This window comes from Verrucosispora sp. SN26_14.1, from assembly GCF_004307965.1.
In the GTDB taxonomy this organism is placed as follows: domain Bacteria; phylum Actinomycetota; class Actinomycetes; order Mycobacteriales; family Micromonosporaceae; genus Micromonospora.
The window spans coordinates 14,827-30,702 of sequence record NZ_SISL01000027.1; the positions used below are offsets into that span (position 1 = coordinate 14,827).

Annotated in this window: 9 protein-coding genes and 1 pseudogene; 6 read left to right on the top strand and 4 right to left on the bottom strand. The window is 70.9% G+C overall.

Translation table 11 applies throughout. The features are described from left to right. Window positions 1-17 precede the first annotated feature (17 nt). The 3 genes from EYA84_RS05135 (at window position 18) to EYA84_RS05145 (ending at window position 3,344) form a co-directional block, all read left to right on the top strand. Window positions 18-1,982 (top strand): cytochrome c oxidase assembly protein, encoded by a 1,965-nt coding sequence (locus EYA84_RS05135; RefSeq protein ID WP_131051859.1) that lies wholly within the window; start codon window positions 18-20, stop codon window positions 1,980-1,982. Between the two features lie 82 nt (window positions 1,983-2,064). Continuing rightward, entirely contained in the window at window positions 2,065-2,718 is a 654-nt protein-coding gene (locus tag EYA84_RS05140) for a thioredoxin domain-containing protein (RefSeq protein WP_131051851.1), read from the top strand. Beyond that, entirely contained in the window at window positions 2,715-3,344 is a 630-nt protein-coding gene (locus EYA84_RS05145) for a vitamin K epoxide reductase family protein (protein WP_131051852.1), read from the top strand. Before EYA84_RS05140 ends, EYA84_RS05145 begins: the two co-directional genes overlap by 4 nt. 49 nt (window positions 3,345-3,393) lie before the next feature. On the opposite strand, the gene EYA84_RS05150 is transcribed toward EYA84_RS05145, so the two are convergent. Continuing rightward, a complete protein-coding gene (locus tag EYA84_RS05150; RefSeq protein WP_131051853.1) occupies window positions 3,394-3,774 on the bottom strand; it encodes a YccF domain-containing protein in 381 nt (126 codons plus the stop codon). Between the two features lie 79 nt (window positions 3,775-3,853). Beyond that, complete coding sequence (locus EYA84_RS05155) at window positions 3,854-5,932, bottom strand: cellulase family glycosylhydrolase (protein WP_131051854.1); 2,079 nt, start codon at window positions 5,930-5,932, stop codon at window positions 3,854-3,856. 536 nt (window positions 5,933-6,468) lie between these two features. On the opposite strand from EYA84_RS05155, the gene EYA84_RS05160 reads away from it, so the two are divergent. Both EYA84_RS05160 and EYA84_RS05165 read left to right on the top strand, forming a co-directional pair. After that, window positions 6,469-7,449, top strand: a complete 981-nt coding sequence (locus EYA84_RS05160) for a hypothetical protein (RefSeq protein WP_131051855.1) — start codon at window positions 6,469-6,471, stop codon at window positions 7,447-7,449. Next, window positions 7,433-8,158, top strand: coding sequence for a class F sortase (locus tag EYA84_RS05165; RefSeq protein ID WP_131051856.1), 726 nt, complete (start codon window positions 7,433-7,435; stop codon window positions 8,156-8,158). Before EYA84_RS05160 ends, EYA84_RS05165 begins: the two co-directional genes overlap by 17 nt. 110 nt (window positions 8,159-8,268) lie before the next feature. On the opposite strand, the gene EYA84_RS05170 is transcribed toward EYA84_RS05165, so the two are convergent. Continuing rightward, a complete protein-coding gene (locus EYA84_RS05170; protein ID WP_131051857.1) occupies window positions 8,269-13,320 on the bottom strand; it encodes an NAD-glutamate dehydrogenase in 5,052 nt (1,683 codons plus the stop codon). A gap of 290 nt (window positions 13,321-13,610) precedes the next feature. Here EYA84_RS05170 and EYA84_RS05175 point away from each other — a divergent pair, with 290 nt between their 5' ends. Further along, window positions 13,611-15,563 carry a penicillin-binding transpeptidase domain-containing protein gene (locus EYA84_RS05175; protein ID WP_131051858.1) on the top strand — a complete coding sequence of 651 codons (1,953 nt, stop codon included), beginning with the start codon at window positions 13,611-13,613 and terminating at the stop codon, window positions 15,561-15,563. 4 nt (window positions 15,564-15,567) lie between these two features. Here the strand turns inward: EYA84_RS05175 and EYA84_RS32380 are convergent. Further along, window positions 15,568-15,876 (bottom strand): annotated as a pseudogene (locus EYA84_RS32380) (hypothetical protein); the annotation flags it as partial.

The following is a 15,876-nucleotide window of genomic DNA, read 5'->3' on the forward strand; positions in this document are numbered from 1 at the left end:
TGCTGGTGCCCGCCGCCATGGTCCTGGTCGCCGCCGGTGCCGCAGCCGTGCTGCTGTGGTGGGGCGGCGGCAGCGTACCGCCGACTCCGCCGGGGCTGCCCGACCCGGACCCGACCGCGGCCTGGCTGTTGCCGGCCGCCCGGCTCGGCATGCAGATCGGCGCGGTGGCCACCGTGGGACTGCTGGTGGCGGTCACCGTGCTGTCCCCGCGCGACGACGGCGGTCGACTCTCCGCGCTGGGCTACCGACGGCTGCGCGCTGCGGCGTGGACCGCCGCCGCCTGGGCGGTGTCCGCCGGTGTCGCGGTCTGTTACACGCTCGTCGACCTGTTCGGGCTGCCCGCCACGCAGGTGTTGTCGGCCCGTGCGGTGCTGAACTTCGTGCGCAGCGTGTCGCTGGGCCAGTCCCTGGCGCTCAGCGGAGCACTGGCGCTGGTCGCGGCCGTCGTCGCGGCCCGCAGTCTGCGTCCGTCCGGGGCGGTGGTGGCGCTGCTCGCCGCGCTGGCCGCAGTGGTGCCGCCGGTCTTCACCGGGCACGCCGCGTCGGCCAGCAACCACCAGGTGGCCGTCTCGGGCCTGCTGCTGCACGTGGTGCCGGTCACCGTCTGGGCCGGTGGCCTGTTCGCCCTGGCGATCACCGCCCGGGGCACCGCCGCCGACCTCGCGGTCGCGGTGCGCCGGTTCTCCCCGCTGGCGCTGGTCTGTCTGGTCGCGGTCGGTCTGTCCGGACTGCTGTCGGCGAGCGTACGACTGACCGGCCCGGCCGACCTGACCGGCACCGGGTACGGGCGGCTGGTGCTGGTCAAGACCACCGTGCTGGCCGTGATCGCGGTGCTGGGGCAGTGGCACCGGCGATCCACGATGCCGGCCCTGGCCGCCGGCCGGCGACGCCCGTTCGTGCGGGTCGCAGTCGTGGAGACGCTGCTGTTCGGGGCCGCCGTCGGGGCCGCCGTGGCGCTGTCGCGTACCCCCGTGCCGGCCGTCGGCGCCGACGAGGACGTGGCGACCGCCCTGCTCGGCTTCCCGATGCCGCCGCCGTTGAGCGTGGCCACGGTGGCCCGCCTCTGGCTGCCGGAACCCCTGGTCATCGCCGCCGTCCTGGGCGCGGCCGGACTCTACCTCGCGGGGGTGTGGCGGCTGCGGCGGCGCGGCGACGCCTGGCCCGCCGCGCGTACCGCGTTCTGGCTGCTCGGCTGCGTGGTGATCGTCGTCGCCACCTCCAGCGGCCTGGCCCGGTACGGCCCGGTGCTGTTCGCCGTGCACATGGTGCAGCACCTGCTGCTGATGATGGTCGCGCCGATCCTGCTGGTCCTGGCCGGACCGGTCACCCTCGCACTACGGGCGCTGCGACCGGCCACCGACCCGCGTTGGCCGGGTCTCCGGGAGTGGCTCCAGGCGGGCCTGCACTCCCGGGCGTCCCGCGTGCTGACCCACCCGGTGGTGGCACTCGTCGTCTACGTGGCCAGCCTCTACGTGCTCTACTTCACCGGCCTGTACGAGCTGGCGGTCCGTTCGCACGCCGCCCACCTGGCGATGGTCGGGCACTTCCTCGCCGTCGGGTATCTCTTCTTCTGGGCGGTCATCGGCGTCGACCCGGCACCCCGCAAGGTGCCGTACCCGCTGAAGATGGTCCTGGTCCTGATCAGCATGGTGCTGCACGCCTTCCTCGGCGTCGCGCTCATGCAGTCGGCGACCGTGCTGGCCGCCGACTGGTGGATCGCGCTGGACCGGCCGTGGGGGCCGACCCCGCTGGCCGACCAGCAGGCCGCCGGGGGCATCGCCTGGTCCTTCGGTGAGCTGCCCACCGTGATCGTGATGGGGGCGCTGATGTTCCAGTGGATCCAGGCCGACCGGCGGGAGGCCCGTCGCCGCGACCGGGCCGCCGACCGTGCCGAGGCGGAGGGACGCGAGGACCCGGAGCTGGCCGCCTACAACCGGATGCTCGCCGAGCTGGCCGAACGCGACCGCCGGGTCCGCCGGTGAGGTCCCGTCCAGCCTGCTCCCAGCTATCTGCCAGCCGACCGGTGCAGCATGGGCTGCTCCCGCAGAGAAGGTTGACGCCCGCATGACGAGGAACCTGCGACTGACGTTGGCGATGATCCTGGTGGTGATCCTCGTCATGATCGGCCTGACCGCGATCAACCGGAACTCCGGCCCACGCGCCAGCGGCGAACCGGTCGATCCGGCCGTGCTGGTGCGCGACGACAGCCACCGGCTCTCCACCGCCACCGACGGCAGGGTCACCCTGGTGGAGTTCCTCGACTTCGAGTGCGAGGCGTGCGGCGCGGTCTACCCGGCGGTGAGCGAACTCCTCGACACCTACCAGGACCGGATCACGTTCGTCGTGCGGTACTTCCCGATCCCCAGCCACCCCAACGCCGAGCTGGCCGCCCGGGCCGCCCAGTCCGCCGCCAACCAGGGCCGGTTCGCCGAGATGTACACCGTGCTGTTCGAGAACCAGGAGACGTGGGGGCACCAGCGGACCCCGCAGACCGAGGCGTTCGTCGGGTACGCGCGCACCCTCGGCCTGGACGTCGAGGCGTTCCAGCGCGACCTCGACGCCCCGGCCACCGCCGAGCGGGTGGCCCGGGACCGCGCCGACGGGGAGGCCGCCGGGGTGCAGGGCACGCCGACGTTCTTCCTGAACGGTCGGCAGTTGACGAACGTGCGTACCCAGGCGGACATGGTGGCCGCCATCGACGCCGCGCTCGCCGGATGAGCGCCGACGCGGCGTGCCGGCCGACGGACACCGACGCACCGGACGCGGGGTTCCTCGCCCGGGTCACCGCGTGGGTGCTCGCCGTCGGCGGTGCCGTGGGCCTGCTCGCGGCAGCCACGCTCACCGTCGAGAAGATCAACCTGCTGAGCGACCCGGACTACGTGCCGACGTGCAGCATCAACCCGATCCTGTCCTGCGGCTCGGTGATGACCACCCCGCAGGCCGCCGCCTTCGGCTTCCCGAACCCGCTGCTCGGCATCGCCGGTTTCGCGGTGGTCGCCACCGTCGGCGTGGTGCTGCTCGCCGGGGCGCGGCTGCCCGGCTGGTTCCGGGCCGGTCTCCAGGTCGGTGTCACGTTCGGCGTGATCTTCGTGCACTGGCTCATCTACCAGAGCCTGTACGTCATCGGCGCGCTCTGCCCGTACTGCATGGTGGTCTGGGTGGTGATGATCGCGATCTTCGTCTACACCACGCTGCACCACCTGCGCCGGGTGCCGCCGTCGTCGCCACCGGCCCGGCTGGCCGGGCTCGCCGGCTACCACAGCTTCGTCCTGGTCGCCTGGTACACGGTGATCCTGCTGGCGGTGCTGGTGCGCTTCTGGGACTACTGGTCCACCCTGCTCTGACCCCGGCCGCGCCACCGGGTCGACGGTGGCGCGGCATCGGCCGCGAGCGTCACGGCGCGGGGACGACCTCCTGCCCGAGCGGCCAGATCGCCGCCGGCACCAGCTTGAAGTTGGCCACCCCGAAGGGGATGCCGATGATGGTCAGGCAGAGGCTCACCCCGGCGACGATGTGCGACAGCGCGAGCCACCAGCCGGCCAGCACGACCCAGATCACGTTGGCGACGCCGGAGGCCACCCCGACACCCGGCTTGGGCACCAGGGTCCGGCCGAACGGCCACAGCGAGTACGACGCCAACCGCAGCGACGCGACGCCGAACGGGATGGTGACGACGAGCACGAAGCAGATCAGGGCCGCGATGCCGTACCCGACCGCCAGCACGATCCCGCCGCCGAAGATGAGCCACAACACGTTCAGCACGAATCGGATCATGACTCCATGATGACCGGTGGGTGCCACCGACCGCGAAGGGCGGCCGGTGGCACCGTCGTTCGGCCGGTGAGGCAGGTACTCAGCCGGTGACGCCGGTCACCGTCGTGCCGGACCTGGTGACGCGGTAGGTCGCCTGGGCACCGCTCCAGAAGTGGAAGGTGAGGGTGACCGGGGCACCGTCGCGGACCTCACCGAAGAAGGTGGAGGTCAGCGTGATCCGGTTGGCGGCGTAGTCAGGCGCGAAGGCGACGTCGAACTCCTTGTACGACGTCCAGTCGTGCGGGCCGGCGTTGCTGCCGTCGGCGTACCTCGCCTCCATGGTGGCGAGCTGGTCGCCCCGGAACTGGGTCGGGATGGCGAACGCGCCTGTCGTGCCGGTGGCGTTGGAGAGCACCGGCGGGTCGTACGTGACGATGTCGATCCGCCACGGCACGCCGGTGGAGAAACGGGCGTGCAGGGTGGCGTTGACGCCGTACGCCCGGCTGCCGACCAACCGGGTCAGCGCACTCGCGGTCAGCGTGAGCTGGTTGCCGGAGACGGTGTAGTCGGTGCCCTGCGTCAGGTTGGTGGTGCCCTGCCGCAGCCCGGAGAAGGTGGTGCCGTTCAGGTTCAGCGTCAGCGACTTGGCGGTGACCGCGCCGGTACGCGGCACGTACACCTGGTCTGCGGAGGCGGTGCCGGAGCGGGTCGTCCAGCTCGACTTGATCTGGGCGAACAGCTCCGCGTCCTTCCACCGGAAGGCGACCCGGTCGAAGTGCTGGCCGTTGTCCCAGAGCTGGGTGGTGAGCCGCTTGGTGCGGGCGTAGTGGCCGAGGAACTCGAAGAACTTGAGTTTCTCGCCCTGCTGCACGGTGCCGGTGTGCCGGTCGAAGCCGAGCAGCCCGTACTCGCCGATGACGACCGGGATGTTCCGGGCGACGAAGGCGTTGTGCACCCGGTCGAACCGGTCGACGAGGTCCTGCTGGGTGACCGCGTCGAACCGGGTGCCGCCGGCGACGTTCACGCTGAACGGCCAGTAGCCGTAGAAGTGCACGGTGGCAATCAGGTTGCGGTCGTTGAGCTGGGTGAAGGTGCTCACCAGCTCGTCGATGCGGGGCTGGTCGGAGGAGGTGTGCAGGGTCGGCAGGACCAGCATCCGGGTGGCGTTGTTGCCGCCGGAGGCGCGCACGATCCGGTGGAACGAGGTGTTCAGCTCGTGCAGGAGCTGCGCGTTCTGGGCGTCGCCGGAGCTGTTGGCGAACTGCGGCTCGTTGACGCTCTCGAAGTGCAGTTTCGGCCCGGCGTCCCGGAACGCGGCGGCGATCTGGGTCCAGAGCGCATTGTAACGGTTGAGGACCGTGGTGCGGTTGGTCGGCATCTCGTGGATCCACTGCCACGAGTCGTGGTGAATGTTGATCATCACGTAGAAGCCGTCGTCCAGGGCCCAGCCGACGACCTCCTTGATCCGGTTCAACCAGGCGGCGTCGATCGTGTACGAGGGTGCCGCGCCGTGCCGGTTGCTCCAGGTCACCGGGATGCGGATGCTGTTGAAGCCCTGGGCCCGGATGGCGTCGAGCTGTGCCGGGGTGACCCGGGGGTTGCCCCACGCGGTCTCGTCGGCGCCGACCGAGTCGAAGGTGTTGCCGAGGTTCCAGCCCGGCTGCATCGCGTCCACGTACGCCATGGCGTCACCGGCGGGCGGCGGGGTGGTCGGCGGCGGAGTGGTGGGGGGCGGCGTGGTCGGCGTGGTGCCGCCGTTGCAGGCGACCCCGTTCACCGTGAACGAGGTGGGCTTGGGGTTGCTGCCACTCCAGGCGCCGTTGAAGCCGATGCTGGTGCTGGCACCGGTGGCCAGGTTGCCGTTGTAGGACTCGTTCTGCGCGGTCACGTTCCGGCCCGACTGGGTCCAGCGGGCCGACCAGCCCTGCTGGACGCGCTGGTTGGCGTCGGGGAACGTGAAGCCGAGCGTCCAGCTGGTGAGCCGGTCACCGATGTTCCGGATGGTGATGTTGGCGGTGAAGCCGCCCTGCCAGTCGTTGGTCGTGTACGCGACGTCGCACTGCGTCGCGGCGTGCGCCGCGGTGACGGGGATCGTCACCAGACCGCCCGCGACCAGCGCGCTCGCGCCGGCCAGCGCGACGGTCCGTCGTCGACTGGACAGCCTTCTCCACACATTCATGCCACTGATCTCCTTGGGCGAGACCGGATCCGCGTACGGCCCGGCACGTGGCGTCCGAGGGACGTCCTACGCGGACGACCGCCGATGCCAACGGGATTCTTCGGGAGCGCCCGACCCGGGCGGGCGTTGGTGGTGGTGCACGACCGGCGTACCCGGTCGACGGCACGGTGGTCGTCCGGTGACACCGGCTGCCCTCGACACCTGCCTGCGCGGTGTGGCTCCGATCACCGCGTGCAGCGATTCTTGCATGGGAGCGCTTCCATGGCAATGGTTCGATATTTTCGAAAGCTTAACCCGGCATTTCTGGCGCCGCCCGTGACACACCGCCACCGGGGTGACGTCCACCGACCACAGGGCGTGAACCACCCCACCCGGGACGCCCCGGCACGCGTCTCTCAGCAGAAGCCGACCGATCGGGTAAAACGCATGAATGCCAGAACACGAATCTTTCCCTGCATAGGTCATGAAACGGTCTAACGTCAGTTCTGGCTCGGTTGTGCGGGCCGCAGGACAACAGGGATGGAGTGACACAGGTCATGGCTAAGAAGATGCTGGGGAAGGTCGTTGCGGGTGCCGCCCTCGGCGGTGCTTCCCTGCTGGTGTTCGCGCCCGGGGTCGCGCTCGCCGACGGCCACGCTCCCGAAGACGAGGGCAAGGTCTTCGCCAAGCCGCACGCGGTGAAGCCCGGCGACGAGGTCAAGCTCGTTCAGATCTGCGAAGAGGCGCAGGAGCACCCCTTCGTCTGGTCCAAGGTCACCGGCAAGGTCAAGCTCGAAGCGGCCCACAAGGGCGGCGACAAGGGTGACCAGGGCGGCGACCGGGACTGGAAACAGGACCGCAAGGACTGGCAGGACAACAAGGACTGGCAGGACCGTGGGGACTCGCAGGACGGCAAGGACTGGCAGCCCGGCGGCGAGGACCGCTCCGAGGGCAAGGACTCGGGCGAGGACCGCTCCGAGGGCAAGGACTGGTCGGGCGAGGCCGAGTCGGCGCCGGAGTCCAAGGGCGCCGGTGGCGGTGCGGCCGACGCGGCCGACGCCGGAGGCAAGGACCGCGACTGGAAGGCCGAGGAGCACGGCCAGGACGCGGAAGGTGCGCGGGACCACAAGGCCCCGTCCGCCGAGGAGGAGCACGGCGCGAAGTCCGAGAAGGACTGGTCGAGCGAGGCCGAGCGCGAGTGGTCCGGCGAGAAGGACTGGTCGAGCGAGGGCGACTGGTCGGGCGAGCGCGGCAAGGACGACTCGGGCGACCGCTGGGAGCACGAGAAGGACTTCGTCTACTACGGCGAAGCCCGCGTCGCCAAGGACGCCAAGCCCGGCACGTACGAGCTCAAGGGCTCCTGCGGCGTCGGCGAGATCGTGGTCCTGCCGCACGGTGGGGTCGACGGCGGAGACGGTGGCATCGCCACCGGCGCCAACGGTGGCCTGGCCACCGCCGGAGCGGGCATGGTCGGTGCGGCGGCCCTCGGTGGCCTCGTGCTGATGCGTCGGCGCCGGGTCGATGAGTTCGCGGCCTGACGCGACGGCGAGACGGGCCGGCGGCCGTCACGGTTCTCCGTGGCGCGCCGTCGGCGCCGCCGTCGTCGTCCTGCTGGCCATGGTGGGTTCCGGGCTGATCGGCGCGTCGCTGCGGCCCGTCGAGCCGGTACGCCCACCGCAGCCCCTGGCGCAGGCCGGTCCGAGTACCCCCGAGCCCCGCGCGTCCGAGCCGTTCGACGACGCGGACCTCGACAGTGGTGATGCCGTCACGACCCGCCCCGCGACCGGGCTGCCCCGGTCCGCGCCGACCACGATCACCATCCCCCGCATCGGCGTCAACGCGAAGATCATGATGCTCGGCACCAATGCTGACGGCACCGTGGAGGTCCCCCCGCTGGACCAGGCCATGCTCGCCGGTTGGTACTCGCCGGGTCCCAGCCCGGGCGAGGTGGGCAACTCGGTGATCGTCGGGCACGTGGACTCCGCGGCGATCGGTGCGGCGGTGTTCTTCTCCCTCGGCGCGCTGCAGTCCGGCGACGTCATCACGGTCAGCCGGGCCGACGGGGGCTCCGTCGACTTCCGGGTCGACTCGGTGGCCGCCCACCCCAAGGACGCCTTCCCCACCGAGCAGGTGTACGGCCCCTCCGACCGACCCGGGCTCCGCGTGATCACCTGCGGCGGCCAGTTCGACGAGGTCAAGGGCGACTACCCGGACAACGTGATCGTCTTCGCCTCGCTGATGAGCTGACCGAGACGTCGCTGATGAGCCGACCGGGACGTCGGTGATGAGCCGACCGGGACGTTAGGAAGGGCCCCTTCCTATGCACGAGGCGTTAGAAAGGGGCCCTTCCTTACATGTCAGCTGGCTGAGGAGGTCCGCACCAGCGTCCGGATCTGCCGCAGCAGCACCGAGAGCGCGGCCAGGTCGGCGCGGGACTCGTCGAACTCCCCCATCGCCCGCTCGGCGCGGTGGATCGAGGTGGCGTTCGACTGTTCCCACTGCTGCACCCGCTCCGACGGCGAAAGGTCACCCGGCGTGGAGTCGAGCACCTCCCCGGTGAGCGCGGCCAACGCGGCGTACAGGTCGTAGCGCAGCGCCATCCGGGCCAGCGTCTGCCAGCGGTCCTCGCGAGGCAGCAGGGAGATCTTCGACAGCAGCGAGTCGACCCGGAACCGGTTCGAGAGCACGAAGTAGACCGAGGCCACCTCGCTCACGTTCCGCCCGCTGCCGGCCGCGGTCTCCACCACGTCCAGCAGACCGAAGCTGTACATCAGGCGGGTGTTGCGCTCGGCCAGCTCACGCGGCACGCCCCGCTCGGTCATCGAGTCGATGTGCGCCGCGATGCCCTCCCGCTCGGTGCCGTAGAACAGCGTCTCCAGCTTCGGCAGCAGCTCCGCCACGCCCTCCCGCAACCGGGCGATCTCGGCCGGCACGTCCAGCGGCGAACGCCGGTTGGTGACCAGCCAGCGCACCGCCCGGTCCAGCAGCCGCCGGGTGTCCAGGTAGGCGCTGGTCTGCAACTCCGGGTCGACGCGGTTGTCCAGGGCTTCGATGGCGTCCCAGACCTCCCGCAACCCGAACACCTCGCGGACCACCACGTACGCCCGGATGACGTCGGCGGCGGTGGCGGCGGTCTCCTCGACCACCCGATAGACGAACGAGATGCCGCCCCGGTTGATCGCCTCGTTGACCAGCACCGTGGTCACGATGTCGCGACGCAGCCGGTGCCGGTCCATCCGGTCGGCGAACCGCTCCCGCATCGGGGTCGGGAAGTAGTTGACCAACACCTCGTTGGTCCACTCCTCGTCGGCCAACCCCTCGGCGATGATCTCCTTCTCCAGGGCGATCTTCACGTACGCGAGCAGCACCGCGAACTCCGGCGCGGTCAGCCCGGACTCGGCGCGTACCGCCAGTTCCTCGTCCGGCGGCAACGCCTCCAGCGCCCGGTTCAACTCGCCGGAGCGTTCCAGGTGGGTGATCATCCGCCGGTGCACCGGCAGCAGCGACGCGGCCTGCGTCTGGGCGTTGTTGATCGCGCGGGCCTGGTCGTAGTTGTCCCGCAGCACCAGCTCGGCGACCTCGTCGGTCATCCGGGCCAGCAGGTCGTCCCGCTCGGGGACGGACAACTCGCCGTCGGCCACCGCCGTGTTCAGCAGGATCTTGATGTTCACCTCGTGGTCGGAGCAGTCCACCCCGGCCGCGTTGTCGATGAAGTCGGTGTACATCCGGCCGCCCGACTGGGCGTACTCGATCCGGCCCTGCTGGGTGAAGCCCAGGTTGCCGCCCTCGCCGACCACCCGGCAGCGCAGGCTGCGCCCGTCCACCCGGATCGCGTCGTTGGACTTGTCGCCCACCTCGCCGTTGGTCTGGGTGGAGGCCTTGACGTAGGTGCCGATGCCGCCGTTCCAGAACAGGTCGACCGGTGCGGTGACGATCGCCTTCATCAACTCCTGCGGGCTGATCTGCGTCACGTCGTCGGGCAGCCCGAGCACGGCGCGGACCTGCGGCGACACCGGCACCGACTTCGCGGTACGCGGGTAGACGCCGCCGCCCGCCGAGATCAGCTCGGTGTTGTAGTCCTCCCAGGTCGAACGGGAGAGCTCGAACAGCCGTTTGCGCTCGACGAACGAGGTGGCCGCATCCGGGTTCGGGTCCAGGAAGATGTGCCGGTGGTCGAAGGCGGCCACCAACCGGATGTGCTCGGAGAGCAGCATCCCGTTGCCGAACACGTCACCGGACATGTCGCCGACACCGACCACGGTGAAGTCCTGGCTCTGGGTGTCGTGGCCCAGCTCGCGGAAGTGCCGCTTGACCGACTCCCAGGCACCCCGGGCGGTGATGCCCATCTTCTTGTGGTCGTACCCCGCCGAACCGCCGGAGGCGAACGCGTCGCCCATCCAGAAGTTGTGTGCGACGGAGATCTCGTTGGCGATGTCGGAGAAGGTCGCGGTGCCCTTGTCGGCCGCCACCACCATGTACGGGTCGTCGCTGTCGTGCCGGACCACGTCGTCGGGCGGCACGATGTCACCGGCCACGATGTTGTCGGTGACGTCCAGCAGCGCCGAGATGAACTCCTTGTAGCAGAGCACGGCCTCGTCCCGGTCGCCCGGCTTCTGCTTGAGCACGAAGCCGCCCTTGGCGCCCACCGGCACGATCACCGCGTTCTTGACCATCTGCGCCTTGACCAGGCCGAGCACCTCGGTGCGGAAGTCCTCCCGCCGGTCGGACCAGCGCAGCCCGCCCCGGGCCACCGGCCCGAACCGCAGGTGCACACCCTCGAACCGGGGCGAGTAGACGAAGATCTCGAACTTCGGCCGGGGCGCCGGCAGGTCCGGGATGGCCTGCGGGTCGAGCTTGAACGCCACGTACGACTTGGGCCGCCCGCCGACCGGCTTCTGGTAGAAGCTGGTCCGCAGGGTGGCCTGGATCAGGTTCAGGTACGCCCGCAGGATGCGGTCCTGGTCCAGGCTGGCCACGTCGTCGAGCGCGGCGTCGATCTCGGAGACCAGCTCCGCCGCCCGCTCCTCCCGCTGCTCGGCGGTGAGCGACCCCGGTTCGAACCGCGCCTCGAAGAGCCGCACCAGCAGTGTGGCCATGACGGGGTACGCGATGAACGTGGACTCCATGTAGTCCTGGGAGAAGACGGTGCCGGTCTGACGCAGGTACTTGGCGTACGCGCGCAGCACCACCACCTGCCGCCAGGTGAGCCCGGCGCGCAGCACCAGCTCGTTGAAGCCGTCCACCTCGGCCTCGCCCCGCCACGCCGCCGCGAAGGCGTTCTCCACGTGCGGGCGGACCTCGGCCAGCTCCTGGTGGCCCTCGGGCAGGCGCAGCCCGAAGTCGTACAGCCAGATCCGGCCGTCGACGCGTTCCACCTCGTACGGGTGTTCGTCGACCACCTTCACGCCGAGCGAGTGCAGCACCGGCAGCACCGCGGAGAGCATCATCGGCTCGCCGTAGCGGTAGACCTTGAACCGGACGTCCATCGACTCGTCGACATCGGACCGGACGACCGCCCGCGGCAACGGCTGCTTGCGGAACAGGTGCATCTCGAGCTGGCCGGACTCCTCCAGCAGCTCCAGCTTGGCCAGGTCCTTCATCGCCTCGTACGGCGTGTGCCCGTCCTTGTAGCCCTCCGGGAACGCGTCGGCGTACCGGGCGAACAGGTGTTTGGCCTGCTCGTCACCGAGCTTGCGTTCCAGCACCAGCCGGTAGTCGTCGTCCCACAGCCGGGTGGCGTCGGCCAGCTCCTCGGCGAGCAGGTCGGCGTCGATGTCCCCGGGCGGGCTGCTCGGGTCGGTACGCACGATGAAGTGCACCCGGGCCAGCATCGACTCGGTGACACGGGTGGTGTAGTCCACCCCGACCCCGTTCAGCTCGCGCAGCAGGATGTCCTGCATGCGCAGCCGGTTCTGGGTGGTGAACCGGTCCCGGGGCAGATAGATCAGGCAGGAGATGAACCGCCCGTACGCGTCCCGGCGCAGGAACACCCGCAGTTGCCGGCGACCCGCCATCCGCAGTACGCCGATCACCGCGTGGTAGAGGTCGTCGGTCTTGATCTGGAACAGCTCGTCGCGCGGGTACGTCTCCAAGATCTGCAACAGGTCCTTGCCGGAGTGGCTGCGCTGGCTCAGTCCGGAACGGTCCAGCACCTCGGCGACCTTGCGTCGCACCACCGGCAGCTCCTGCACGCTGGTCCGGTACGCGGCGGTGGAGAAGAGCCCGAGGAACCGCCGCTCGCCCACCACCCGACCGTCGGCGTCGAAGATCTTGAAGCCGATGTAGTCGAGGTACGCCGAGCGGTGCACGGTGGCCCGCGAGTTCGCCTTGGTGATGATCAGCAGGCGCTTCTCGGTGACCTTCTCGTGCGCCTCGGGTGTCATCGACGACAGCGCCCGCGCCTCCGGCGAGTCCTGCCGCAGGATGCCCAGCCCGGTGCCGAGCACCGCCTCCAGCGCCGGCCCGCTCTCGGCCGAGTTCTGCACCAGCCGGTACTCGCGGTACCCGAGGAAGGTGAAGTGGTCGTGGGCCAACCAGCGCAGCAGCTCGACCGAGTCGGTGATGTCCTTCTCCGGCACCGGCGGCCGGTTGTCGCTGGTCCGCGCGGCGGCCAACTCGTCGGCGAGGGAGAGGGCCCGCTGGCGCATCTTGGGCCAGTCCTCGACGGCCTCGCGCACGTCGGTGAGCACCCGCTGCAACTCGCGGCGCAGCTTGTCGCGTACCTCCTGGTCGCGGACCGGGTCGATCTCGATCCGCATCCAGCTCTCGACCAGGTCACCGTCGATCGCGTCGTCCGGCTCCACGTCGGCGGCGACCTCGACCAGTCGTCCCAGCGGCTCACGGCGCACCACGACCAGCGGGTGCACCAGCAGGTGCACGTCCAGGTGGTGGCTGTTGAGCAGGGCGGTCACCGAGTCGACCAGGAACGGCATGTCGTCGGTGACGATCTCGACGACGCTGTGGTGCTGCTCCGCGTCGGGTGAGTGGATCCGCAGCTTCAACTCGCCCGGCACCCGCTGGTCGGCGAGCTGGCGGTGGGCGCGTGCGGCGTCGAGCATCTCCTCGGCGGTGAAGCCGATCAGCTCCTCGTCCGGCGCGAACCGCCAGAACCGACCCACCAGGGTCGCCGCGTCGTGGTCGTCGCCGGCGAGGGCGACCGCCTGGGCCACCAACCGCTCGGCGTTGGGCACCGGCTCGTCGAGTTCGGCGTCCTCCACGTCGTCCGCCAGCGCCTCTGGTGGCAGACCCAGGTCGTAGAGGGTGTCGATGCTCGAACCGGTCATCCCGGTCGTTCCTGTGTCGAGTCGGCCGTAGCCGTCTCCGTCGGTCGCCGTGTCGAAGCTGTCGTCCCGGCCGGTGTCAGCCTGCCGGAGGTCGGGTCCCGGTTTGATCGCCGGACGCCGGTCCATTCGGTGCCACTCCCCTCGACCCACCGCGTTGTGGGTCACTCTCGCCGCCCAGCCTAGGCCAGACCGACCGGTCGCCCCGTCGGCGTACCACCTGCCGGACTTCCGGTGCGTGACGTCGTCCTTTCGCCCGTTGCGGTACGAGGTTCGGCCGGGTCAGGAGTACCCCGCCAGATGTTGTTCATCACACCGGCGCGGCCCCGTCTTTCGCCCACCTGGGACATCACGGGGCAACCCCAGGTGCCGCGGCGTACTAGCGTGCAGGGCAGCCCGAGCAGGAGGACCCCAGGCTGATGCACCGTGCGTACCGCAACCGTCACGTCTCGTCACGATTGGCCGCTGTCGCCGCCTGCCTCGTGATCTCGGCCACTCTGGTCGCCTGCTCCGCTGAGGACGGCCCGGAACGCAGCGTGGACGCCTTCCTCTCCGGCTGGCCCACGGGTGATCTCCAGGCGGTCGGCTTCGTCGACCCGACCGGCAGCCGGCTGGCCGCCGCCGACGTCGCTCGGGAGATCAAGGAGCTCTCCGGCGAACTGGCCGAGACGCCGCCCAAGCTGAGTCGACAGGGCAAGCCCACGGTGGAACAGGAGACCGCGACCAGCACCGTCCGCGTCGAGTGGACGCTGCCCGGCGACGTGACGTGGACGTACGACCGGCCGGTCCGGCTGGTCAAGGGACGCGACGACGTCTGGCAGGTGATCTGGGAGCCGCAGATCCTCGCCGAGCAGCTCACCCGCGGCGATCGGCTCGGTCTGCGGCGCGACCCGGCACCCCGCGCCGGGCTGCTCGACGGTGCCGGCGCACCGCTGGTGGCCCCCCGGGCGGTGGTCCGGGTCGGGTTGGAACCCCGCGCGGTGACCGACGTGAAGGCCGTCACACGCGACCTGGACGCGGCGTTCCGGGCGATCCGCCCGGCGATCACCCCGCCGGTCGACCTGTCCGGTCTGGCCGACCGACTCGACGAGGCGAAGCCGGACGCGTTCGTCGAGGTGGTCACGCTGCGCGACGAGGCGTTCCAGCAGATCAAGTCACGGATCGACGGCCTGCCCGGGGCCATCACCCAGAACGACGAGTTGGATCTCGCCCCCACCCGTGAGTTCGCCCGCGCGGTGCTCGGCACGGTCGACCCGGCCCAGGCCGACGACCTGACCAAGTTCCCGGACCGCTACTCCCCCGGCGACATGGTCGGGCACGGCGGCTTGCAGGGCCGCTGGGACGAACGGCTCCGCGGCGTGCCGGGCCTCACCGTGGTGGTCACCCGGGCGTCGGCGACCGGCACGGTGGAACGCACCGGCACCGAACTGTTCCGGCACGACCCGAAGCCCGGCGAGCCGGTGCGGACCAGCCTCGACGTGGCCACCCAGAACGCGGCCGACCAGGCGCTGCGCGGCGAGCGGCGACGCTCCGCCCTGGTCGCCGTCCGGATCGGCGACGGCGCGGTGCTCGCCTCCGCCAACGGCCCCGGTGCCGCCGGGGAGAACCTGGCCTTCACCGCCCAGGTGCCGCCGGGCTCCACGTTCAAGATGGTCAGCGCGCTCGGGCTGGTGGAACGCGGCGCGGTGACCCCGGACACCCGGGTCGACTGCCCCAAGACCCAGGTCGTCGACGGCCGGTCGTTCAAGAACTCGAACGACTTCGCCCTCGGCGAGGTGCCCTTCCGCACCGTCTTCGCCCGGTCCTGCAACACCACGTTCGCTGCCCTGGCACCGCAGCTCGGCGGCGACGGACTGGCCGCGACCGGCCGGACGCTCGGCCTGGAGGGCCAGTGGACGGTCGGGCTCGACGCCTTCACCGGCAAGGTCTCCGCGAACGGCGGCGCCACCGAGCAGGCCGCCGCCGCGATCGGCCAGGGCACGACCCTGGTCAGCCCGTTGGCCATGGCGGCGGCGACCGCAGCGGTGGCCAAGGGCGGTTTCACCCCGCCGAAGCTGGTGCTGGACCCCGCGCCCGAGGCGACGGCCGCGCCGGGACCGGAGCTGAACGCCGAGGCGGTGGCGGCGGTTCGGGGGATGATGCGCGAGGTCGTGACCAGCGGCACCGGCAGCGCGTTGAAGGACGCCCCGGGCGGGCCGGTGCACGGCAAGACCGGCACCGCCGAGTACGACGACGACCCGAAGAACACCCACGCCTGGTTCGTCGGCTGGCAGGGCGATGTCGCCTTCGCCGTCTTCGTGGAGAAGGGCGGCTCGGGCAGCGGCACCGCCGTGCCGATCGCCGAGCGATTCCTGCGCGCGCTGTCCCGCTGACCGCTCAGGCGGTCAGACCGCCAGGTGCCGACGCGGGCCGGGTCACGTCGTCGGCCGGGTCGACGTCGTCGACTTCGGCCTCGTCGGAGTCGGCGCCGTCCGGTTCAGACTCCGGGTACGCGCCGTCCGGTTCCGGCTCCCGGTCGGTCCGGACGTCCCGCTCGGGTTCGCCCCGGCGCTCATCGGTCGGCGGGGCGGCGGCGACCGGTGGCACCACCGGCAGGAGCGGTCCGGCCGGTGGCGGGTCGACCGGGTCGAGGCCCCGGCGCGGGGCCGGAGCGGGGCGCTCGACGGTCTCGGGACGCAGCCGGGG

Bases quoted from the DNA above. Each gene is read 5' to 3' on its own strand.
- EYA84_RS05160 (WP_131051855.1), top strand. From the start codon at position 6,469: ATGGCTAAGAAGATGCTGGGGAAGGTCGTTGCGGGTGCCGCCCTCGGC.
- EYA84_RS05145 (WP_131051852.1), top strand. From the start codon at position 2,715: ATGAGCGCCGACGCGGCGTGCCGGCCGACGGACACCGACGCACCGGAC.
- EYA84_RS05175 (WP_131051858.1), top strand. From the start codon at position 13,611: ATGCACCGTGCGTACCGCAACCGTCACGTCTCGTCACGATTGGCCGCT.
- EYA84_RS05150 (WP_131051853.1), bottom strand. From the start codon at position 3,774: ATGATCCGATTCGTGCTGAACGTGTTGTGGCTCATCTTCGGCGGCGGG.
- EYA84_RS05170 (WP_131051857.1), bottom strand. From the start codon at position 13,320: ATGGACCGGCGTCCGGCGATCAAACCGGGACCCGACCTCCGGCAGGCT.
- EYA84_RS05155 (WP_131051854.1), bottom strand. From the start codon at position 5,932: ATGAATGTGTGGAGAAGGCTGTCCAGTCGACGACGGACCGTCGCGCTG.
- EYA84_RS05165 (WP_131051856.1), top strand. From the start codon at position 7,433: ATGAGTTCGCGGCCTGACGCGACGGCGAGACGGGCCGGCGGCCGTCAC.
- EYA84_RS05140 (WP_131051851.1), top strand. From the start codon at position 2,065: ATGACGAGGAACCTGCGACTGACGTTGGCGATGATCCTGGTGGTGATC.
- EYA84_RS05135 (WP_131051859.1), top strand. From the start codon at position 18: ATGGTCCTGGTCGCCGCCGGTGCCGCAGCCGTGCTGCTGTGGTGGGGC.